This window comes from Streptomyces sp. NPDC015242, assembly GCF_043079125.1.
Lineage (GTDB): Bacteria > Actinomycetota > Actinomycetes > Streptomycetales > Streptomycetaceae > Streptomyces.
The window spans coordinates 282955-304260 of the sequence record NZ_JBIBUF010000008.1; the positions used below are offsets into that span (position 1 = coordinate 282955).

General features: G+C 74.3%; 19 protein-coding genes. 7 read left to right on the forward strand and 12 right to left on the reverse strand.

Annotated features, from left to right (window positions below; genetic code table 11):
• Window positions 1-5: 5 nt before the first annotated feature.
• Together ACF07N_RS26810 and ACF07N_RS26815 are read right to left on the reverse strand one after the other, a co-directional pair.
• Window positions 6-2390, reverse strand: coding sequence for a PQQ-binding-like beta-propeller repeat protein (locus ACF07N_RS26810; protein WP_383345049.1), 2385 nt, complete (start codon window positions 2388-2390; stop codon window positions 6-8).
• 192 nt (window positions 2391-2582) lie between these two features.
• Window positions 2583-3305 (reverse strand): VOC family protein, encoded by a 723-nt coding sequence (locus tag ACF07N_RS26815; RefSeq protein ID WP_392117559.1) that lies wholly within the window; start codon window positions 3303-3305, stop codon window positions 2583-2585.
• A gap of 134 nt (window positions 3306-3439) precedes the next feature.
• Between ACF07N_RS26815 and ACF07N_RS26820 the strand changes: the two genes are divergently transcribed.
• The 3 genes from ACF07N_RS26820 (at window position 3440) to ACF07N_RS26830 (ending at window position 5392) form a co-directional block, all read left to right on the forward strand.
• On the forward strand, window positions 3440-4075 hold the full coding sequence (locus ACF07N_RS26820; RefSeq protein WP_392118064.1) for a TetR family transcriptional regulator: 636 nt from the start codon (window positions 3440-3442) through the stop codon (window positions 4073-4075).
• Between the two features lie 189 nt (window positions 4076-4264).
• Window positions 4265-4690, forward strand: a complete 426-nt coding sequence (locus ACF07N_RS26825; RefSeq protein WP_392117562.1) for a pyridoxamine 5'-phosphate oxidase family protein — start codon at window positions 4265-4267, stop codon at window positions 4688-4690.
• 36 nt (window positions 4691-4726) lie between these two features.
• Window positions 4727-5392: a pyridoxal 5'-phosphate synthase gene (locus tag ACF07N_RS26830; protein WP_392117565.1), complete on the forward strand. Its 666-nt coding sequence runs from the start codon at window positions 4727-4729 to the stop codon at window positions 5390-5392.
• Between the two features lie 122 nt (window positions 5393-5514).
• On the opposite strand, the gene ACF07N_RS26835 is transcribed toward ACF07N_RS26830, so the two are convergent.
• The 7 genes from ACF07N_RS26835 to ACF07N_RS26865 all read right to left on the reverse strand — a co-directional run bounded on the left by ACF07N_RS26835 (window position 5515) and on the right by ACF07N_RS26865 (window position 13106).
• Window positions 5515-6432, reverse strand: coding sequence for a GNAT family N-acetyltransferase (locus tag ACF07N_RS26835; protein ID WP_392117568.1), 918 nt, complete (start codon window positions 6430-6432; stop codon window positions 5515-5517).
• A 57-nt stretch (window positions 6433-6489) separates the two neighbouring features.
• The gene (locus ACF07N_RS26840; RefSeq protein ID WP_392117570.1) at window positions 6490-6702 is read right to left on the reverse strand and encodes a DUF4287 domain-containing protein; all 213 of its coding nucleotides are present in this window, start codon (window positions 6700-6702) and stop codon (window positions 6490-6492) included.
• 94 nt (window positions 6703-6796) lie between these two features.
• Complete coding sequence (locus tag ACF07N_RS26845) at window positions 6797-7399, reverse strand: GNAT family N-acetyltransferase (protein ID WP_392117573.1); 603 nt, start codon at window positions 7397-7399, stop codon at window positions 6797-6799.
• A 69-nt stretch (window positions 7400-7468) separates the two neighbouring features.
• The gene (locus ACF07N_RS26850; protein WP_392117576.1) at window positions 7469-9742 is read right to left on the reverse strand and encodes an MMPL family transporter; all 2274 of its coding nucleotides are present in this window, start codon (window positions 9740-9742) and stop codon (window positions 7469-7471) included.
• A gap of 142 nt (window positions 9743-9884) precedes the next feature.
• A complete protein-coding gene (locus tag ACF07N_RS26855) occupies window positions 9885-11084 on the reverse strand; it encodes an aminotransferase class I/II-fold pyridoxal phosphate-dependent enzyme (RefSeq protein WP_392117578.1) in 1200 nt (399 codons plus the stop codon).
• Between the two features lie 38 nt (window positions 11085-11122).
• The gene (locus ACF07N_RS26860; RefSeq protein ID WP_392117581.1) at window positions 11123-11404 is read right to left on the reverse strand and encodes an acyl carrier protein; all 282 of its coding nucleotides are present in this window, start codon (window positions 11402-11404) and stop codon (window positions 11123-11125) included.
• A 28-nt stretch (window positions 11405-11432) separates the two neighbouring features.
• Complete coding sequence (locus tag ACF07N_RS26865) at window positions 11433-13106, reverse strand: AMP-binding protein (protein ID WP_392117584.1); 1674 nt, start codon at window positions 13104-13106, stop codon at window positions 11433-11435.
• 237 nt (window positions 13107-13343) lie between these two features.
• Here ACF07N_RS26865 and ACF07N_RS26870 point away from each other — a divergent pair, with 237 nt between their 5' ends.
• Together ACF07N_RS26870 and ACF07N_RS26875 are read left to right on the forward strand one after the other, a co-directional pair.
• Window positions 13344-14525 carry a GNAT family N-acetyltransferase gene (locus tag ACF07N_RS26870; protein ID WP_392117587.1) on the forward strand — a complete coding sequence of 394 codons (1182 nt, stop codon included), beginning with the start codon at window positions 13344-13346 and terminating at the stop codon, window positions 14523-14525.
• Window positions 14526-14601: 76 nt separating this feature from the next.
• Window positions 14602-15285 carry a sterol desaturase family protein gene (locus ACF07N_RS26875; RefSeq protein ID WP_392117590.1) on the forward strand — a complete coding sequence of 228 codons (684 nt, stop codon included), beginning with the start codon at window positions 14602-14604 and terminating at the stop codon, window positions 15283-15285.
• A gap of 22 nt (window positions 15286-15307) precedes the next feature.
• Here ACF07N_RS26875 and ACF07N_RS26880 read toward each other — a convergent pair whose 3' ends face one another.
• A complete protein-coding gene (locus ACF07N_RS26880) occupies window positions 15308-16267 on the reverse strand; it encodes a phosphatase PAP2 family protein (RefSeq protein WP_392117593.1) in 960 nt (319 codons plus the stop codon).
• Between the two features lie 263 nt (window positions 16268-16530).
• On the opposite strand from ACF07N_RS26880, the gene ACF07N_RS26885 reads away from it, so the two are divergent.
• Entirely contained in the window at window positions 16531-17736 is a 1206-nt protein-coding gene (locus ACF07N_RS26885; RefSeq protein WP_392117596.1) for a flavin-containing monooxygenase, read from the forward strand.
• Window positions 17737-17797: 61 nt separating this feature from the next.
• On the opposite strand, the gene ACF07N_RS26890 is transcribed toward ACF07N_RS26885, so the two are convergent.
• The gene (locus ACF07N_RS26890) at window positions 17798-19102 is read right to left on the reverse strand and encodes an MFS transporter (protein WP_392117598.1); all 1305 of its coding nucleotides are present in this window, start codon (window positions 19100-19102) and stop codon (window positions 17798-17800) included.
• Between the two features lie 108 nt (window positions 19103-19210).
• Between ACF07N_RS26890 and ACF07N_RS26895 the strand changes: the two genes are divergently transcribed.
• Window positions 19211-20251 (forward strand): GlxA family transcriptional regulator, encoded by a 1041-nt coding sequence (locus ACF07N_RS26895; protein ID WP_392117600.1) that lies wholly within the window; start codon window positions 19211-19213, stop codon window positions 20249-20251.
• A gap of 566 nt (window positions 20252-20817) precedes the next feature.
• Here the strand turns inward: ACF07N_RS26895 and ACF07N_RS26900 are convergent.
• Window positions 20818-21306, reverse strand: coding sequence for an ATP-binding protein (locus ACF07N_RS26900; RefSeq protein ID WP_392118067.1), 489 nt, complete (start codon window positions 21304-21306; stop codon window positions 20818-20820).

Sequence of the window (21306 nt, forward strand, 5' to 3'; positions counted from 1 at the left end):
GCACGTCAGGCGGTGCGTGCCGTGCCCGTGCCCTTCTCGGCGTCCAGCGCGTACACGCAGCGGTCCTTGCTGCACGCGTACACCACCCCGTCCCGGACGACCGGGGAGCCGGTGATCTCGCCGCCGGTGGCGAGCTTCCAGCGCAGCCGGCCGTCGTCGGCCTTCAGGGTGTACAGCAGGTGGTCGGTGGAGCCGAAGTGGATGCGGCCCTCGGCGACCGAGGGGGCGCCCACGATGTCGCCGCCCGCCTGGAAGCGCCACTTGGGCGTGCCGGTGACCGCGTCCAGGGTGTAGAGGCCCTTGCCGCTGCCGACGTGGACGTGGCCGGCGGCGACCAGGACCGGTTCGACGGAGGCGCGGGCCTCGGTGGCGATGCGCCAGCGGTCGCGGCCGTCGGTGGCGTCGAGGGCGTAGACCGTGCCGAGGTAGTCGGCCAGGTAGATGCCGCCGCCGGTGACGGCCGGGCCGGGGACGAAGGTGGGCGGGGAGAGGAAGACGGCCGGGGCCTCGAAGTGCCACCGCACGTGCCCGGCGGCCACGTCCAGGGCGAGGACGCGGGTGCCGGCGCAGACGTAGACGTACCCGTCGGGCGCCTGCACCAGCCGGACCGGGACGCCGCCGCAGGAGGCCGCGTCGCCGATGGGGTACGACCAGCGCTCGTCGCCGGTGCGGGCGTCCAGGGCGCGCAGCCGGGCGTCCTGCCACACGTAGACCGTGCCGTCGTGCAGGGCGGGCCCGGCCTCCGGGGACTCGAAGTCGGTCTGGCAGCCGGTGACCTCCCACAGCTTCCGGCCGCTGGAGGCCTCCCAGCCCTGCACGCCGCCGCCCCGGGTGCCGGTGACGACGGTGCCGCGGCCGGCCTTGAGCGAGTACACCCAGGCGTCCGTCTGCAGCCGCCACAGGTCGCCGCCCTCGCGGGCGTCCAGGGCGAACAGGGTGGGCCCGTCGGAGGCGTGGATGCGGCCGTCCGAGACGGCCATGGACCAGGCGACGTCCCGGGTCTTGAAGCGGCGGCGGCCGGTGGCCACGTCCAGGGCGTGCACCTCGAAGGAGGTGACGTAGACGAGGTCGTCGGCGACCGCCGGGGTGCCCCAGACGTCGTTGGACATGCGGAAGCGCCAGGGCCGCCAGCCGCCGGGCTGCTCGGGCGGCGCGGCCGGGGCCGGGGGCGCGGCGACGGCCGGGCCCACGGCGGGGTCGGCGCCGTTGACGCCGGGGCGGGGCTTGGACCAGGAGGCGGCGAGGGCGGCCTCCGGAGGGGGCGCCTTGACCGCGGCGGCGCGCACGTCGGCGACGCGCGGGCCGGGGCCGATGGGCACCTGGGCCCCGGCCAGCCGCACGGGGCCGGTGTCGGGGCCGCCGACCGGGGCGGGCACCGGCGCGGGCGCCGGGACGACGGGGTCGTGCGCGGGCGGCGGCGGGATGGGCGCCGGGCCGGGACCGGGGCGTCCGCCGCCGCTGCGGACGGGGCCGGCGGCGGGCTTGCCGGCCGGGCGGCCGTTGCGGCGGGACTCGATCAGGTGGACCGCCCGCTCGGGCAGCCACGCGGAAGCCGTGCCGCTGTCGTCGGAGCCGGAGCCGAACAGGTGCGGGGCCAGCTGCGCCTGGAGGTCGGCCGGGTTGGGGCGGGCCGTGGGGTCCATCTGCATACAGGACTCGATCAGCGGACGCAGTTCGTCCGGGAGTCCTTCCAGGTCCGGGCCCTCGCGCAGCAGCATGAAGACGGTCTCGACCGGGTTGGCCCCGTGGAAGGGCGGGTGCCCGGTGGCGGCGAAGACCAGCATCGAGCCGAGCGAGAAGACATCGCTCGCGCCCGTGACGCTGCGGGAGTCCTTCGCCTGCTCCGGGGACATGTAGGCGGGCGTGCCGACCGCCACGTTCGTCATCGTCAAACGTGTGTTCGAAACACCGGACGCGATACCGAAGTCGATCACCCGCGGGCCGTCCTCGACGACCAGGACGTTCGACGGTTTCAGGTCCCGGTGCACCAGACCGGCCCCGTGGATGGACTGGAGCGCCTCGGCCACGCCCGCCGCGAGCCAGCGCACCGCCTGGGCCGGGAGCGGCCCGCAGTCGTTCACTATCTCCTCGAGGGAGGGCGCGGGGACGTACGCGGTGGCCAGCCACGGCACGGCGGCGCGCGGGTCGGCGTCCACGACCGCGGCCGTGTAGAAGCCGGAGACGGCCCGGGCCGCCTCCACCTCACGCGTGAAGCGGACCCGGAACAGCTGGTCCTCGGCCAGCTCCGTCCGGACGGTCTTGATCGCCACGCGCCGGCCGGACGCCGAGCGCGCGAGATAGACCAGCCCCATGCCGCCGGCACCCAGCCGTCCCAGCACCTCGAACGGCCCGATCCGCCGCGGATCGTGCTGCGTCAGCTGATCCACCACTCTGCCTGCCACCTCCCCGTACGAGCCGCGCCAAGCCACATCTTCCACGCGACCCCGTGCAGCGTCTCACCACCGCACCGCCATGGCGGCACGCACCCCGATTCTTCCTGGCCCGGGCCGTGGTGGCGAACCCGGTGACCATTGGGGTGTCTGCGTCCATAAAGGGACGAAACATGACCAGTGGGCGCCCGCTCAGCGGCGCAGCAGCGCGAAGGAGGCCCCCTGGTCGTCCGTCACGACGGCCACGGTGCCGTACGAGGTCTCGAACGGCGGGGCCTGGATCCGCCCGCCGAGCCGGGCCACGTCCTCCAGCGCGGCCGGCACGTCCGCCACCGCGAAGTGCACCAGGAAGTGCGGCGGCATCTCGGCCGGGAAGACGCCGGAGACCGGGGCGCGGCCGAAGTCCGGCTCGGCCTCCGGCCCGAACAGGGCCTCGTGGAAGAGGTCGCCGTAGAAGGTGTTGGCCGCCTCGGTGTCCCGGGCGTACAGCTCCGCCCAGGCGAAGGTGCCCGGCTCGTGCCGCCGGCCGAAGCCGGGGTGCTCCCGCGGCTGCCACAGGGCGAACACGGCCCCCTCCGGGTCGGTGACCAGGGCGGTGACGCCGAGTTCGGCGGCCGGCACCGGCGACTGGACGACCTGCCCGCCGGCCGTCTGGATCCGCCGGGCCAGGGCCCGGGCGTCCGGGGTCGCGAAGTACACCGTCCACACGCTGGGCAGCCGGCCGTCCATCTTGCGGACCAGCGCGGCCACGGGCTCCCCCTCCTTCAGCGCCCGCGTGAAGGGGCCGAACCAGTCCTCGAAGGTCCACCCGAAGAGTTCGCCGTAGAAGCGCTTGCCCGCCTCGACGTCGGGAAGCTGCGCGTCCACCCAGCAGGGGACGCCCTCTGCGTACACCGATGCCCTGTTTTCGGCCATGTCGCCAACGTAACCGCGACGGCCGCACCCCGCAGACCAGGCACACCAGCCTCCGCACTCCCCCACACCCCATTTGCAGTCGGCCGAATCGCGCCTCGATCACGCGTCGGTAAGCTGACGGCATGACAGGACAAGTGCGTACCGTCGACGGCCGCGTGGCCGGCCGGCGTGGGCAGGCGACCCGGCAGAAGCTGCTCGACTGCCTCAGCGAGATGCTCAGCTCCTCCCCGTACCGGGACGTCAAGGTCATCGATGTCGCCCGGAAGGCAGGCACTTCGCCCGCGACCTTCTACCAGTACTTCCCGGACGTCGAGGGCGCCGTCCTGGAGATCGCCGACCAAATGGCGGCCGAGGGCGCGACGTTGACCGAGCTCCTGCAGGACCGCTCCTGGGCCGGGAAGGCCGGCTGGCAGACGGCGCAGGAACTCGTCGACGGGTTCCTTGAGTTCTGGCGCAGGAACGACGCGATCCTGCGGGTCGTGGACCTCGGCGCCGCCGAGGGCGACAAGCGCTTCTACAAGCTCCGCATGAAGATCCTCAACTCGGTGAACAGTTCCCTCGCGGACGCCGTCGCCGAGCTCCAGGCCAAGGGCCGCGTCGACAAGGACGTGAACCCGGCGGCCGTGGCCGGCTCGCTGGTGACGATGCTCGCGGCCGTCGCCTCGCACCAGAAGGGCTTCTCCTCCTGGGGCGTGAAGCAGGCCGAACTGAAGCCGAACCTCGCGCTGTTGGTGCACCTGGGCGTCACGGGGAGAAAGCCGACGAAGTAGCCGGTCACGGCGGTCCTTTTCCTGTACCGAGTCCTGTCTGGCAGGCGGCGGTCCACTTCGGTGGACGGCCGCCTGTCGTGCTTTGCGCGGTGCCGGCGCGAGGCGGCCGACGGCAGTCCCCGGCGGGAACACCACCGCCGAGTCCGGGCGTTGACCCCTGGACCGACTGTTCTGCCGAAGGAGACCGTGGTGGCCCTGTCCCGCGAAGAACGTGAACAGTTCCTGGCCGAACCGCACATCGCGGCGCTCGCGGTCGACGCGGGGGCGGGCCGCGCCCCGCTGACCGTGCCGATCTGGTACCAGTACGAACCCGGCGGCGACATCTGGATCATGACCGGGCGCGATTCCCGGAAGAACGAGCTGATCAGCGCTGCGGGCCGGTTCTCCCTGATGGTGGACCGGGTCGAGCCCACCATCCGGTACGTGTCCGTGGAGGGCCCGGTGGTCGGCACGGCCCCCGCGACCCTCGAACAGCTCCGGGAGATCTCCGCGCGCTACCTGCCGGCCGAGAAGGTCGACGGCTACGTGGACTTCGCCTCGAAGAACCACGGGGAGCAGCTGGTGCTGCGGATGCGGCCGGAACGGTGGGTCTCCTCCGACCTGGGACAGGTGTGAGCCCCGGGGAGCGCCGGCCGCGGTGACAATCGGGTCATGGCAACCGATCTTCACGAGCTGCTGAGGTCGCTGCGGGTGTGGGACCCGGAGACCACGGACCTGCGCCCCTTCGACCCGGCCACCGCCCCCGCGGCCCCCCTCCCCCTGTTCACCGAGTGGTTCGCGCAGGCGGTGGCGGCCGGGCAGCCCGAGCCGCACACCATGTCCCTGGCCACCGCGGACGCCTCGGGTCAGCCCGACGTACGGATCGTGATGCTGCACGGGGCGGACGACGCGGGCTGGTCCTTCGCGTCCCACGCCGGCAGCCGCAAGGGCCGCCACCTCACCGGCCGCCCCTACGCCGCGCTCGGCTTCTACTGGCCGGTGCTGGGCCGCCAGGTGCGCGTCCGCGGCCCCGTCTCCGCCGCCCCGTCCGAGGAGTCCCAGGGCGACCTGCACGCCCGCTCGACCGGCGCCCTGGCCGCCGCCCTGACCGGCCGCCAGAGCGAAGTGCTGGACTCGCTGGAGGAACTGAACCGGGCCTCGGAGTCGGCATGGGAACGGGCCGCGCGGGAACCGCAGGCCCCGGTGCCCTCCTGGACGCTGTACCGGCTGCGGGCCGAGGAGGCCGAGTTCTTCCAGGGCGACGCCCGGCGGCAGCACGTCCGGCTCCGCTACCGGCGCGCCCAGGAGGGATGGACGCGGGAGCTGCTCTGGCCCTGACGGGACCCCGGGACCGTCTCCCCGGCAGGTGCTGCCGGCCACGGAGCGCAGGCGAGACGGACCGCCGGCGCTCTCCCCGGGTGGTGCCCGCCCGGCCGCCTGACGTATCTCACCCCGGCCGGCTACGCGAAGTCGTACACCGCGAAGTCCGCCACCGGCCGGTAGCCGATGCGCTGGTACAGGCCGTTGCTGGTGGGGTTCGCCAGGTCCGTGAAGAGCAGCACCTCGCTCGCCCCGGCGGCGAGGGCGGCGCGGCTGACCTCGGCCGTCACGGCGCCGGCGTAGCCGCGGCCGCGCAGGTGGGCCGGGGTGTAGACCGGGGCGACCCGTACCTGCCCTGCGACCCGCGGGCCCGTGCCGGCCATCGCGACCGGGGCGCCGTCCGGGGTCTCCCAGAGGGTGATGCCGCCGCTGTCGATCCGGGCGTCCGCCCACTCGGCGGAGTCCCGCACGGTGCCCGCGCCGACGGCCTCGGCGAACGCGTCGTGCCAGCGCACGAGGAGGGCGTGGTCCGCCCGCACGGCGAGCCGGGGCCCGCCGGGCGGCAGGGGCCGGGGCGGGGTGAGGGTGCCGAGCCGGTAGAGCCGCTGGCGCTGGCGGAGAGCGGCCGTAGCGCCCGTGCGCCGCTGCCAGGCGGCGACGAACGCGGCGACGGTGTCGCGGTCGGCGCTCACGCCGGGCAGGGGCCTGCCGAGGCCGGCCAGCCGCGCCGCGAGGCCGTCGGCCTCCGCGGGGGTGAGGGCGGTGACGTTGAGCCAGTGCGGCGGGGTGCGGAAGAACGCGGCCCGGACCTCCCCGTCCCGCTCCAGCACCCCGAACTCCGGCTCGCCGTCGCCGTACACGCGCGCCCCGCGGGTGCGCAGGGTCTCCGTGACGGTCAGCGGCACGGTGTGCAGGGCCGGGCGGGACCGCAGGAAGTCCCCGGCGCGGAGCAGGAAGTCGCCGAGGTCGTGGGTGAGGTGCCACGCGCCGGTGGCGGAGCGGGTGCCGTGGCCGGTGCCGGAGTCGGCCTCGTGGTCGGTGCCGGAGTCGGTGTCCATGCCTCATGGTGCCGCCGGTGCGCCGTCCGGCACCTCTGCTTTTCCCCGCCGGTCAGCTCAACGGCCGCTGTCCTCGGCGAGGGTGTGGGCGACGAGGGCGTTGGCGTGCCCGTGGCCCAGGCCGTGTTCGGACTTGAGCCAGGCGACGAGCTCCATGTGGCGGGTCAGCGGGGAGGAACGGATCAGGGCCTGCCAGGCGGCGATCGGGCGGCCGTACTTCTTCTCGATGGAGGGGAAGTAGCTCGCGGGGCCCTTCACGGGTCCGGTCATCTCGGTGGTCCCTTCTGCGTGGTCACCCGATACGACCGCCGGGAAGGGGCGAACTGATCGGCCCGCTCCTGTGACCCGGATCACCCCGCACCGCTCAAGGAGCCGCCGGCACCGGGTCCGTGGCCAGCCGGGCGTGCAGGTGGGCGTCCCGGAACGCGTCGTGCCGGCCCTCCTGGAAGACCGCCCCGCGCAGGGTGCCCTCGTACGCGAAACCGCACCGCCGCGCTATCCGGCACGAGACGTCGTGGCCGACCGCGTGGTCCAGCTCGATCCGGTGGAGGGCGAGTTCGGCGAAGGACCAGCCGGCGGCGAGCAGCAGGGCCCGGGTGGCGACTCCCCGGCCGCGGGCCTCCGGGAGCACCCAGTAGCCGACGCGGGCGACCTTCAGGTGGTACTTGATCTCGTTGACGCCGATGTGCCCCAGGGCCTCGCCGGTCCGGGCGTCCGCGATCCGGAAGGAGACGGAGGTGCCCTCCGTGGCGCTCTGCGCCCGCGCCAGCAGGGACTCACGGGCACTCGCCCGGTCCGTGACCAGCCGCAGCGGCGTGTTCCAGCGGCGGAACTCGGGGTCCCGCATGCCGCGCAGCCAGGTGTCGACGTCGGAGCCGGAACCGGCGTCCCAGGGGCGCAGGGTCAGACCGTGACCGTGGATCTCCGTGTGGGGGCCGGTCAGGGACTGGTCGCGTAAGGAGGTCATGGGGCCATTCAATCCCGGTCGCCGTGGTGTGCGACCGGGGACGGCGCGGTGAAGAGCCGCCGCGGGCGCTCACCGCCCCGACGGGCTGGTCGTCCGCAGCTCTTCGGCGGGCTCCGCGGGATGCGCGGGCTCCGCCGCGGGTCCGGGGCGCGGCTGGGGACGCGCCCACGCCGGTCGCGCCGGGAACCACCAGTTGGCGTCGCCGAAGAGCTTCATGAGGGCGGGTACCAGCAGCGCGCGCACCACGGTGCAGTCCAGCAGCACGGCGAGCGCGAGACCGACCCCGAACACCTTGAGCAGCAGCAGCGAGGACAGCGCCAGGGACACCGCGACGGTCACGAAGACCAGCGCGGCCGAGGTGAACAGGCGGCCGGTGTGCTGAAGTCCCAGCGCCACCGCCATCGACGTCGGGTGGCCGCGGCGGTGCTCCTCGACGATGCGGGAGAGCAGGAACACCTCGTAGTCCATGGACAGCCCGAAGGCCAGGCAGAACATCAGGCTGGGGACGACGACGTCGGTGACCCCGGTGGCCGAGGCGTCACCCAGCAGGCTCAGGAAGTGACCCTCCTGGAACACCAGCACCACCACACCGGACGCGGCGCCCAGCGTGAGGACGTTCAGCAGCAGCGCCTTCAGGGGGATCAGGACACTCCTGCTGAACACGGTCAGCAGGAGCAGCGTCGCCGCGCAGATGATCGCGAGCGCGAAGGGGAGCCGGGCGGTCAGGGCGTCCTCCAGGTCGGCGAGGGCCGCGCCCGGCCCGCCGACCAACGCGGGCGCGGGCGCGGGCACCGCCCGCAGCGCGCGGGCCTGGTCGCTTCCCTCCGGGGCCGACGGGTTGAGCCCGCGCTCCGGCACGACCGCCAGCCAGGTGCCGCCGGCGCGGGTGTACACGGCGGCCGCCGGGCCGGGCGCGGCGGTGCGCCGTCCCTCGCGGTAGGTGCCGGTCGCGGCGTCCACCCGGCGTACGTCCGGCACCCGGGAGAGCCGCTCGGCGTACGCGTCGAGGGCACTGTCCGCCCGCTCTCCGGTGCCGAAGCGGGGCAGGACGACCTGCGCCCGGTCCATCACCGTGGGGTCGAAGTCGGCGCGCAGTTCCCTGGTGACCTGGGCGAGTCGCGTCGACGGCGGCAGGATGCGCTCGTCGTACATGCCCAGCCGTACGTCGGTGACCGGCGCCGCCAGCAGCAGGAGCACGGCGAGCAGGCCGGTGGTCGCCGCGGCCGGGTGCCGCATGGTGCGCTGCGCCAGCCGGAACCACCTGCCGCGGGTCACGTCGGGCACCGGGCGGCGCAGCCGTGCGAAGAGGTCGAAGCGGTCGATGTGCCGGCCCAGCACCAGCAGGAGGGCGGGCAGAACGGTGAGGGACGCCGCCGCCGAGGCGCAGACAACGGCGATGCCGCCGTAGGCCACGGACTTCAGCAGCGGCTGCGGGAACAGCAGCATGGAGCACAGGCAGACGGTGAGGGTCGCCGCGGAGTAGGCGACGGCGCGCCCGGAGGTGCGCAGCATCACCGTGAGTGCCTCGTGGGGCCGGCGTCCCGAGGCGGTCTCCTCCCGGTGGCGCCGCACCAGCAGCAGGCAGTAGTCGACCGCGAGTCCGAAGCCCAGGATGGTGGTGATGTTGAGGGCGAACGCGGACACGGTGACGTGCTCGGCGAGCAGCCGCAGGAAGACCATGCTGACCCCGGCCGCCAGCGCGCCCACGGCAACCGGCAGCAGTGCCGCCGGCAGACTGCCCAGGACCCACAGCAGGATCAGCAGGACGAGCGGTACGGCCATGAGTTCCGCCTGGTGCAGGCTCCGCTCGCTCAGCCTCTCGGTCTCCGACAGGACCAGGGCCTTGCCCGACATGGTCACCCGGAGCGGGCCCACCCGCTCCGGGAAGCGGGCCTGCACGTCCCGTGCCGCCGTGCGCACGGTCTGCTCGTCGCCGCGCAGGTGCACCAGCACCACGGCGGACCGGCCGTCGGTGCTGCGCAGCTTCGGGTCCCGGGCCGGCCAGGCGCAGGTCACCCGGTCCACCCGCGGATCGGCCTCCAGCCGGCGGCACACCTCGCGCCCGGCCGCTGCCGTCCGCCGCGCGTCGAGCGGCCCGGGGGCGTCCGCGCGGACGATGAGCTGCGGCCCGACGACACCGAACCGGGTGGCCAGCGTGGTCTCGGCACGGCTGGACTCGGACGACTCCAGGGTCCAGCCGCCTTGTGACAGCCGCGCGGTGAGCCCCTGCGACGCCACGGCGGACAGGCCACCGAGGAGACAGGCGGCCAGCACCACCATCCAGGCCCAGCGCCTGGCCTTGCGCTCGTCGGGCGAGGCGGTCCCGGCCGGGCTCGTCGTCACTTCCGTACCACTCCCTCCGGGCCGCGGCGGGCCCTGCCTTGTGCCGGGGCGGAATGTCCGCCGCTGCCGTGGGCGAAGCCGGGGCGGGCGGGGAGGCGGAGCCCGGCGGCCCGCATCCCGGTGTCCGCCGCCGGCCGGCACGTCACACGGGCTCCTCGGCCAGGGCCCGGGACACGAGGAGCGCGGCGCGCTCCAGATCCTCCTCGGTGTGCGCGGCGGTGACGCCGAAGCGGAGCCGGGCGCCGCCGATGGGCACCGCGGGCGGGAACAGCGGGCCGACGAGCAGCCCCTGCTCCCGCAGCCGCCGGGTGACCCGGGCGGTGCGGTCGACCGAGCCGACCGGCACCACCACCACGTGGGCGGCCGACCCGGCGATGTCCACGCCCGCCGTGCGCAGGCGCTCGCGCAGCGACCGTGCGGTGCGTGCCAGACGCTCGCGCCGCCGGGGCCCCTCCTTCTCCAGCACCTGGAAGGCGGCGAGCGACGCCCCGATGGCGGCGGGCGGCAGCCCGAGGGAGAGCAGGTAGGCGACCGCCGTGTGCCGCAGCGCGTCCACCACGCGCGCGCCGGCGCAGACGAAGCCGCCCGTGGAGGCGAAGGCCTTGCTGAACGTCCCGGTGATCACGTCGACGCGGTCCAGCACGCCGAGCTGCTCCGCGGCGCCCCGCCCGCGGGGGCCGAGCGGTCCGGCGCTGTGGGCCTCGTCGACCACCAGCACGGCGTCGTGCGCCTCGGCCACGTCGGCGATCTCCCCGAGCGCGGCCAGGTCGCCGTCCGCGCTGAAGAGCCCGTCGACCACGACGATCCGCCGGCCCGGTGCGGTGCTGCGGCGCAGCAACTCGTGCAGATGCTGCGCGTCGTTGTGGCGGAACGGCGCCATGTGGGCTCCGGACAGCCGGATGCCCAGGGTGATGGAGCCGTGGTTGAGATGGTCGGTCAGCACGGTGTCCCCGGGCCGGGCCAGCGTGGCCAGCGCTCCCACGTTGGCCTGCATGCCGGTCGGGAAGAGCAGTGCCGCCGGCTTGCCGAAATAGTCCGCGACGGTCGCCTCCAACTGCTCGTGCAGCGTGGTGAAACCGCCGACCGCCTGGGTGCCGTAGGCGCCGGTGCCGAAGCGCTCGACCGCCTCGATCGCCGCGTGCCTGACCTGGTCCAGACGGGACAGCGCGAGGTAGTCGGCCGAGGCGAAGACGGTGACCGGCTGCTCGTCACCGTCGGCCGTGCGGATACGGGCCGTGGTGTCGCGCGCCTCGGCGACGACGGGGAAGAGGGGGTAGCAGCCTTGGCGGCGCCAGGTGTCGACGGTGTCGAGCGCGCTGTTCACTGCCGGGGAGAAGTCCATCAGAGCCGTCCTCGGGGGATGGGGAGCGGGCACCGCGTTCACGCCGTCGCCGCCGTCACCGACTCGGCGAGCGCGTCGAGCAGGGGGCCCACAGGGAGGGTCGGGTACAGGTGCCCGGCCAGGGACACGATGTCCAGGGCGACGTCGAACTCCTCCTCGACGGCGGCCAGCGTCTCCGACAGCAACAGCGAGTCCAGGCCCACGCGTTCCAGCGTCGCCGCCTCGTCCAGGCTCTGGGGCGTCAGCCGCAGCCGGGCGGCGAGCAGCGCCTTGACCGTCTCGCGCACCTCGTCGCCCACGCCTGAGAGGGTTTCCGTCACGTCGCTCTCCTCGTTCGGTGTGTGCGGGTCATCGGGACACGGCCGTGAGCTCGGCGGTCCGGTTCCAGCACCGGCCGAGCCGGTCCGTGCGCAGTTCCTCGGCCAGCTGCAGCCGCCGCACCTTGCCGCTGGTGGTCCTGGGCAGGGCGCCGCGCCGCCCCACGTAGATCTCCTGCACCGGCAGGCCGAAGTCCCGCAGGACGGCCAGCCGGACGGTGTCCGCGAGCCGGGCCTGCTCGTCCTGGCCGGTGGTGCGCACGACCTCCAGGAACAACACCAGGTCGTCGGCGGTCTCGCGCCGGGCGACGGCCACGGCCGCGGCGGCGCCGAGGAGCGCGGGTTCGGCGGCGAGCGCCGTCTGCTCCACATCGGCGGGCGCGATCGTGCGACCCGCGTGCTTGATGACTTCCTTGATCCGGCCCACCACGTACAACTCGCCGTCGACGAAAGCGCCGAGGTCTCCGGTGGGCACCAGTCCGTCCGGTCCGCGGGCGGGGACCCGGCGTCCGTCGGAGCCGACGATCCACGCGCAGGCGGATGCGCCACCGATGCGGATCTCGCCGACCTCACCGGGCCGCGCCGGGGAGCCGTCGGCCGTGACGATCCGGACCTCGGTGCCCTCCAGCGGCGTTCCATGGCCGATGAGCGGCCTCGCCGGCACCTGCCCGGACGCTGCGGCCGGCACCTCGGTGAGCCGGCCGGCTTCGAGCCGCTCAGGGTCGGCCACGAGGACGGCTGAGGGGGTCAGCGGCCGGCGCAGGGTCACCGCCAGGCAGTTCTCGGCCAGGCCGTAGCCGGGAAGGAGCGTATGGCGGCGCAGGCCGTACGGCGCGAACACGGCCTCGAACCGGTCGCACAACTGCGGCGGGATGCGTTCGGAGCCGACGACGAGCGCCTGCAGGGCGGACAGATCGAGCCCCGCGAGCCGGGCCGGGTCGCGCTCGGCGCGCCGGATCGTCAGGTCGAGGGCGAACGGGGGCCCGCTGGAGTGGGTGGCGCCGAAGGCGGACATCGCCTCCACCCAGCGCAGGGGGTCGCGCACGAACATGCCGGGCGCCAGGGCGTGGAAGGCCGAACCGCCGTACAGGCAGCCCAGGAAGCTGCCGATGAGCCCCATGTCGTGGGAGAGGGGCAGCCAGGTCACGCCCCGGCCCGCGACGAGCCCGATGCGCCGGAGGAACGCCCACACGTTCACCACGAGGTTGCGGTGGCTGAGCAGGATGCCCTTGGGGGCGGCCAGGCTTCCGGAGCTGAACTGCAGCAGGGCCGGCTGTTCCGGCAGCACCGGGGGCAGCGGGTACGGATCCCCTGCGCCGCGTGCGCCCTCGGCGGCCACGTCGTCCACGGACACAACGGTCAGGCGCAGACCGGCGGTTGCCAGCAGATCCGCCCGGGCGCCGGCGTCCCCGCATGTGAGGTAGTGGCGGGCCCCGCTGGAGCGGACGATGCCGGTCACCCGCCGGTTGTCCGTCGAGTCGGGCCGCGCGCTCGTGGCGGGGGCCACGGGCACCAGGACGGCGCCGGCCGCCAGCACCCCCAGCGCCGCGCAGAGCACGGCGGTCGAGGTGCCCGTCTCCACCACGACACGGGCGCCGGGCTCGACGCCCTCCCGGCGCAGCCGCGCGGCGCAGGCCGCCGCTCCGGTCCACAGTTCCGGATACGTGAGCCGGACGTCTTCCGCCGCCCCCACGGTCCTGGACACGCCCGCTTCGGCATGGGCGCGTACCGCGTCGACCAAGGTGTCGTGGGGCGCGGCGACAGTATCGCTGTGCCTCAATGCGCTGCCTCTCAGATCGTCTTCTGCGCCCCGCCGCAGCGTCGGCTGCGCGGAAGGCCGGGCCCCACGGGAACATACACTACGTAATTAGGCTATAGCTCTGTGTAATATCCGGTGTTGCTTCCGCCTCCCCGACCGCAGCGACCCTGGAGGCCCGACTCGATGGCCTACGCGAGGCAGACAGATCCCCCACGCCCCGCCCGCCAACCGCTCACCACCGTGCGGGTGCACGGCGTCGACTCCCGGGCCGACCGCGGCGCCTTCCTGGATCTGCCCCACCGCCTCCACGGCGATCTGCCGCTGTGGGTCCCGCCGTTGCGGGCGGAACAGCGACGGCTGGTGGACCGGCGGGCCAACCCCTTCTTCGAGACCGGCTCGGTGCGGCTCTTCCTCGCCCGGCGGGGACGGGACGTGGTCGGCCGGATCGCCGCGATCGACAACCCCGCTCACAACGCCCACCACGGCACCCGGCACGGCTTCTTCGGTCTGTTCGACTGCGCCGACGATCCGGACGCGGCGCGCCGGCTCATCGCCTCCGCGACCGCCTGGCTGCGCGAGCGGGGCCACGAGCGCGTGATCGGCCCGGTCGACCTCACGACGAACGACCAGTGCGGTGTGCTCACCGAGGGTTTCGACGAGCCCCCGGCCGTCCTCATGCCGTACAACCCGCCCTACTACCCCGAACTGCTGGCGGCGGGCGGGCTGGAACCGGCCATGGACCTGCTGGCCTGGGAGACCCCCCTCGATCTGCACGAACGCCCGCGGGCCGAGCGGCTCGCCCGCCATGTGGCGCGCACCGTCCGGGGCCTGCGCGTACGGCCGGTCGACCTGCGGGACTTCGCCGCCGAGACGGCGGTCCTGCGCCGCCTCTACCAGGAGGCCTGGCAGCACAACTGGGGCTACTCGCCGCCGTCGGAGAAGGAGTTCGACGCCCTGGCGAAGCTGCTGCGCCGCGTGGCCCGGCCCGAGTTGGTGCTGATCGCCGAGGTGCACGGAGAGCCGGCCGCCTTCACGCTGGTGCTGCCGGACGTCGCCCCGGCGCTGCGGGCGGCCCGCGGGCGGCTGCACACCTGCGGCGTGCCGCTCGGGCTGGTGCGGTACCTGCGCGCGGCCCGGCGCGTCACCCGGGTGCGGGTGGTCGCCGCCGGCGTGCTGCGCCAGTACCGCGGCCGGGGGCTGGACACGCTGCTCCACGTGGAGGTGTCGCGCAGGGCGCGGGGCCTCGGCTACCGCACCGCCGAGGTGTCCTGGACCCTGGCGGACAACCAGGCCGCCAACCGGACGCTGGCCGCCTTCGGGGCCCGGGTGTCCAAGCGGTACGCGCTGTACCAGGGCCCCGTGTGACCGGCCGCCGTCGCGTCGGCCCGGGGCCGGGCCCGGGTCCGGCCTCTTCGCTCTCCTTCTCACCCCAGGGACACGTATGACAGCCGAGAGCCCCGCACGCGCCGAGCGGCTCAGCGCCTCGCCGCCCCTCTTCGACTCGCCGTTCCTCGACCGCTTCACCCGCGTGCACCCCGCGCTGCCGGCCGTGCTCTACGGCCCCGCCGCGGCCGTACTCGTGGGCGTCTCGGTGCACGCTTCCGGGTGGCTCACGGCCGTGGCGGCCTTCGTCGCCGGTTACCTGGTGTGGACGTTGACCGAGTACTGGGTGCACCGGCTGATGTTCCACTGGGAGCCGTCCTGCGGCTGGGGCCGCCGGGTGCACTGGACCTTGCACGGCATCCACCACGAACACCCCAACGACGTACGCCGGGTGGTGATGCCGCCGGTGGTGAGCCTGCCGGTCGCCGCGGTGGCGTTGGCGCTGTTCGGCCTGCTGCCCGGCCGGGGTGCCGGACACGCCGTCACCGCGGGCTTCTACACGGCTTACGTCGTCTACGAGACGGTGCACTACCGCGTCCACCATCGCCGCCCGTCCGGCAGGCTCGGCAGGACTCTGCGCCGCAGGCATCTGCTGCACCACTTCGACGACCACGAACGGGGCTTCGGCGTCTCCTGCCCCTTCTGGGATCACGTGTTCGGAACGGCTCCGGTGAGCCGCCCGGGACGGACCGGCGAGCCCGCGCCCCCGCGCGGCGACGGCCCGCCCCGGCCCGCCGGCTGAGGGAACGCCCGCCCGGCCCTCCTCACAGGGGCACGTGGTGCCGCTGCCGCGCCGGTGCCGGGCGCGGCAGTTCGGGCCGGGTCCGCGGCCAGGCCGCGTTGAGGCGCGGTGCGAGGAGCCGTACGGCCACCGCCAGGGCCAGGCCTGCCAGCACGTCGACCACGTAGTGCCACCGCAGGTACAGGGTGGACACGCCGATCGCGACGAGCAGGGGCGACAGCAGCCACAGCAGCGGCCGGCAGTCCCGCCAGGCGAGCAGGCCGACCAGGGTCGTGGTGGCGATGTGCAGACTGGGGAAGGCGTCGACGTTGTTGTTGTGCGCCCGGTAGTGGGCGATCCACCAGTTGCCGTCGATCGAGACGGTGAACCGGTCGGCCAGTTCGTACCAGGGGCCGATCGCCGGCAGCAGGAAGTACCCGGCGAAGCCCGCGCAGTGGCCGAGCGTCAACGCCAGGATCAGGTCGGACAGTTCACGGTGCCGTCGGCATACGGCCAGGACCACCGCGAGCGAGAGCGGCGGCACCCACAGGCAGAAGTAGACCCAGCACAGCGCCGCCGTCAGCGTGGGGTGCATCAGCGGCTCCAGCGACGTCAGCGGGTCGCGGCCGCCGAACAGCCACCGGTCGGCGCCGGCGAGCGCCGCGTCGTAACGGGCCGGGTGCAGCATCGGGACGGCCCAGCGCAGGCTCGGGTAGAGCAGCAGGCACAGCGCCAGGGCGAGCAGGCCGCGGGTGTGCCCGGTCAGGTGTGAGCGCCTGCCGTGCCACACCGGGCACCAGGCCGCGGCCGCGCACCACAGGGTCGCCAGCGCCGCCGACGCGGCCAGCGCGGACCGGGAGTCGGGGTGCCCGACGGCCGACGGGCGCAGGGCGGCGAGCAGGGCCAGGAGAACGAGGAAGGGCAGCACGACGGCTTCCCCGGGCTCCAGCCGGGACAAGGCGGTGCGAGTCCGGTCGTCCGTTCTGGTGGTCGCCGTCCGCATGCGCCGCTCCGTCCCGCTCCATGGCTTCTCGGTCGAATCTCCCTGTATACCCCTATGGGTGCCGAAATCGGTGACCGATGACGAGAGCGACGGCGGGACGGCCGGTGCGGCAGGCGCCACGCCCGCGCCGGGCACGGCCTCCGGCCCCGTGTCTGTCATCGGAGACCGCGCCCCGCCCCGTCCCGCACAGCCGTGATCAATCCGGAACCAATTCCGGTCTTGACCGAGACCCATCAAGCTGGTCCGGGATTACGCTCCCGCTCATGGCCGACTCCACACCCCCCACACACTCCTCCGCGGCACCCGCACCCGACCGCCCCGTCTACGTCATCGGCGGCGGTCCCGGCGGACTCGCCGCCGCGTACGCGCTGCGCTCCCGGGGCGTACGGGCCGTCGTCCTGGAGAAGTCCGACCGGGTCGGAGCGTCCTGGCGCCGCCACTACGACCGGCTGCACCTGCACACCACCCGCCGCTTGTCCGCCCTGCCCGGACTGCCGATGCCGCGCCGGTTCGGCAGGTGGGTGTCCCGGGACAACGTGGTGCGCTACCTGGAGAAGTACGCCGAGCACCACCGTTTGGAGATCGTCACCGGCGTCGAGGTGTCGCGCGTGGAGCGCCTGCCCGACGGCACGGGCTGGCTGCTGCGCGCCAGCGGGGGCCGGGAGCTGACCGGTGCGGCGGTGGTCGTCGCGACCGGCTTCAACCACACCCCGCGCGTGCCGGACTGGCCGGGGCGCGACGCCTACCCCGGTGAGTTCCTGCACGCCTGCGACTACCGCAACGGCGAGCCGTACGCCGGCCGGGACGTCCTCGTCGTCGGTGTCGGCAACACCGGCGCCGAGATCGCCGTGGACCTCGCCGACAGCGGCGCCTCCCGGGTCCGGCTGGCCGTGCGCACCGTCCCGCACATCCTGCGCCGCTCGACCGCCGGCTGGGCCGCCCAGTACAGCGGCATCCTGGTACGGCGGCTGCCCGTCGGCCTGGTCGACCGGCTCTCCCGGCTCCAGGCGAAGGTGGCCACGCCCGACCTGTCGGCGCACGGACTGCCGCGCCCGGACACCGGGTTGTACAGCAGGGTGAAGCAGGGGGCGATCCCGGTGCAGGACGTCGGCCTGATCGACGCCGTGCGCCGGGGCAGGGTCGAGATCGTCGCCGCCGTGGACTCCTTCGAGGACGGCGGCAAGATCGTCCTCGCCGACGGCACCCGGATCTCCCCGGACGCCGTGATCGCCGCGACGGGTTACGTCCGCGCCCTGGAGGGCCTGGTCGGCCACCTCGGCGTGCTCGACGACCGCGGCAGGCCCGTCGTCCACGGCGCCCGCACCCCGCAGGGCGCGCCCGGCCTGTACTTCACCGGCTTCACCAACCCGATCAGCGGCAACCTGCGCGAGCTGGCACTCGACGCGGTACGGATCGCCAAGGCCGTCGCCCGGGACGACTCGGGCAGCATCTCCCGGCTGCCGGTCTAGCCGACGCGCGGACCGGCCCGACGGGCCCCTTCGCCTGCCGCCGTCCACTCCTGACACTCCGTCAGGCGGGGACTGCCACGCCCCCGGCCCGCCGCCTGATCACCAGCGCCATCAGCGCCGCCGCCGCGCACAACGCCCCCGACGCGTACCAGACCACGTCGTACGAGCCGAACGCGTCGCGTGCCACGCCGCCGAGGAAGGCGACGAGGGCCGCGCCCACCTGGTGGGAGGCGAGGACCCAGCCGAAGACGATCGCGCTGTCCTCGCCGTACTGCTCGCGGCACAGGGCGAGGGTGGGCGGGACGGTGGCGACCCAGTCGAGGCCGTAGAAGACGATGAAGAAGATCATCGGCGGATGGACGCTCGGCGCCAGCAGCATCGGCAGGAACAGCAGGGACACGCCGCGCAGCGCGTAGTAGACGGCCAGCAGGCGGCGCGGCTCGAAGCGGTCGGTGAACCAGCCGGAGGCGATCGTGCCGACGACGTCGAAGACGCCGATGACCGCCAGCAGCGAGGCCGCCGCCGTGAGGGGCATGCCGTGGTCGTGCGCGGCGGGCACGAAGTGGGTCTGGATCAGGCCGTTCGTGGACGCCCCGCAGATCGCGAACGTGCCGGCGAGCAGCCAGAACGGGCCGGTGCGCGCGGCCGAGAACAGGACCGTCAGGGCGCGGCGGGCGGCGCCCGGGACCGGCGCCGGCTTCGGCACGAACTCCGGCGCGCCGTACGGCTTCTGGCCCACGTCGGCGGGGTGGTCGTGCAGCAGGAGCCAGACGAACGGCACGACCGCGAGCGCGGCGAGCGCGACGGTCACCGCGGCCGGGCGCCAGTCGTGCTTCTCCACGATCCAGGACAGCAGCGGCAGGAAGATCAACTGCCCGGAGGCCGAGGCGGCGGTGAGGATGCCGCTGACCAGACCGCGCCGCTCGGTGAACCAGCGGTTGGTGACCGTCGCCGCGAAGGCCAGGGCCATGGAGCCGGAGCCGAGACCGACCAGCAGCCCCCAGCACAGCATCAGCTGCCAGGCCGCCGTCATCCACACGGTGAGCCCGGAGCCGAGGGCGATCACGGTCAGGGCGACCGCGACGACCCGGCGGATGCCGAAGCGGTCCATGAGCGCCGCCGCGAACGGGGCGGTCAGGCCGTACAGCGCGAGGTTGACGGAGACGGCCGCGCCGATCGTGCCGCGCGACCAGCCGAAGTCCTCGTGCAGCGGGTCGATCAGCAGACCCGGCACGGAGCGGAAGGCGGCGGCGCCGATGATCGTCACGAAGGTGACGGCGGCGACGAACCAGGCGCGGTGCACGCGCCGGCGACGTCGGGACTTCGGCGGCTGCTCGACGGCCGCGGCTTCGGTTGTCTGGGTCACGACATAGAGCTTCGGGCCCGGGGCCACCCTCAGCGAGTGGCCCGAAGGACAGCGTTCGTTAGGATCGGGCCAGGACCGGCACTCGGCCACCGGACGGGACGGCGTGAGATGAGCGAAGAGACGAGCACCTCCGGCCCCGCGGACGCGGGCACCCGCCCGCACCGCGTCGTCGTCCTCGCCCTCGACGGGCTGCTCCCGTTCGAACTGGGCATCCCGCACCGCATCTTCGGCCGCCCGAAGGACGCCTGCGGGCGGCCCCTGTACGAGGTCCTGACCTGCTCGGTCCGGCCGCCGGGCCCGGTGGAGACGGACGCCGACTTCGCCATCCACGTCCCGCACGGCCCGGAGGCCCTGGCCACCGCCGACACGGTGATCGTCCCGGCGTCGTACGAGCTCGGGCCGGTCTACGAGGACGGCGTGCTGACCGACGAGCTCGCCGCCGCCCTCGCCCACCTCAGGCCCGGCACCCGGCTGGCCTCCATCTGCACCGGCGTCTACGTCCTCGCCGCCGCCGGCCTGCTCGACGGCCGCCCCGCGACCACCCACTGGGCCCAGGCCGAGCATCTGCAGCGGCTCTTCCCGCGGGTCCGGGTCGACCCGGACGTGCTGTTCGTCGACGACGGCGACGTGCTGACGTCGGCCGGGGTCGCGGCCGGGATCGACCTGTGCCTGCACATGGTGCGCCGCGACCACGGCACCGCCGTCGCCAACGAGGTGGCCCGCCGCACGGTCGTACCGCCGCACCGCGAGGGCGGGCAGGCCCAGTTCATCGCGCTGCCGGTGCCGGACCCGCAGCAGGCGTCGACCACCTCGGCCCGCGCCTGGGCCCTGGGCCGCCTTCACGAGCCGATCCAGCTGCGCGACATGGCCGCCCAGGAGTCCATGTCGGTGCGCACGTTCACGCGCCGCTTCCGCGAGGAGACCGGCGTCAGCCCCGGTCAGTGGCTCACCCAGCAGCGCGTGGAACGGGCCCGGCACCTGCTGGAGTCCACCGACCGCTCGGTCGACCAGGTGGCCCGGGACGCGGGCTTCGGCACGGCCCAGTCGATGCGCCAGCACCTCCAGGCGGCGCTCGGCGTCACGCCCACCGCCTACCGGCGGACCTTCCGGGCCGGTGCCGAGGAGCCGGGGACCGGCCTCAGAACGTGAGAAGGGCCCGGGCCGCCGCGACGACGGCGTGCCCTTGGGGCGCCAGGCTGTGGATGCCGGTGCACGCCGCCCGCCTTGTGGAGACGGGCTTGCCGCAGGGCCGGAAGCGGGATCTCGAAAAGTTGTCCACAGCCTGTGGAGGAAGAGCGGCCGTCCGCTGACCGCCCGCACTGAAGCTGGATGGCGGCGCCGCGCTGCTCCCCCCGAGCCCACCGGCGCGCGCCGCCACCCGACTCCGGCGCTCCCGCCCCGGCTTCCACGCCCCGAAGGAAGCCGACGCCGAATCACGACTCACACTCGCCGAGGACCGTCGTCGGTGCGGCCCTCGCCGTCCCCTCACGGCGAATCGCTGACCACAAGCGTGAACATGTGGTCACGCGGCGTCAACAGCGATTCGGGGATTTGCCGCCTATGCGGCTTTTGCCGCAGGCGCGCACGGAAGCACGTCCCGGCGCACCGCCGCATGCCCTGCCGGAACCGGCCGACCCGCGACGCCCCCGTGCCCCGCGCTCGCCGCAAGGCCACGCGGCATGTGCCGCCGTACACCTCCGGGACGGGGGCGGGTCCTACACCGCCTCGTACGCCGCGAGCCCTTCGAGGGCCGCGCCGCCGGCGTCGCCGTACGCGACGGCACCGCCCCCGCACGTCGCCGTCATCTCACGGGCGGCAGCGCACCGGTCCAGTTCGCACCAGATGCGCTTGCCGGTGGCCTCGACGCTCCAGCCCCAGCGGTCGGCGAGACCGTCCACGAGGGCGAGGCCCCGGCCGCCGGTCGCCTCGTCGCCCGCGCACCGGGGCACGGGGGCCCGGCCGCTGCGGTCGGCGACCTCCAGGCGGACCGTGGTCTCCTCGGTCACGGCGGGCGGCAGGGACAGCCGCAGTACGGCGGGGCGGCCGGTGTGCACGACGGCGTTGGTGACGAGCTCGGAGACGAGCAGGACCAGCGTCTCGGCGAGCGGTTCATCGGCCTGTATACCCGACCCGGCCAGGCGGGAGCGGGCCCACCGCCGGGCCCGACCCACCTCTGCGGGGTCGGGCCGGATCTCCAGCTGCAC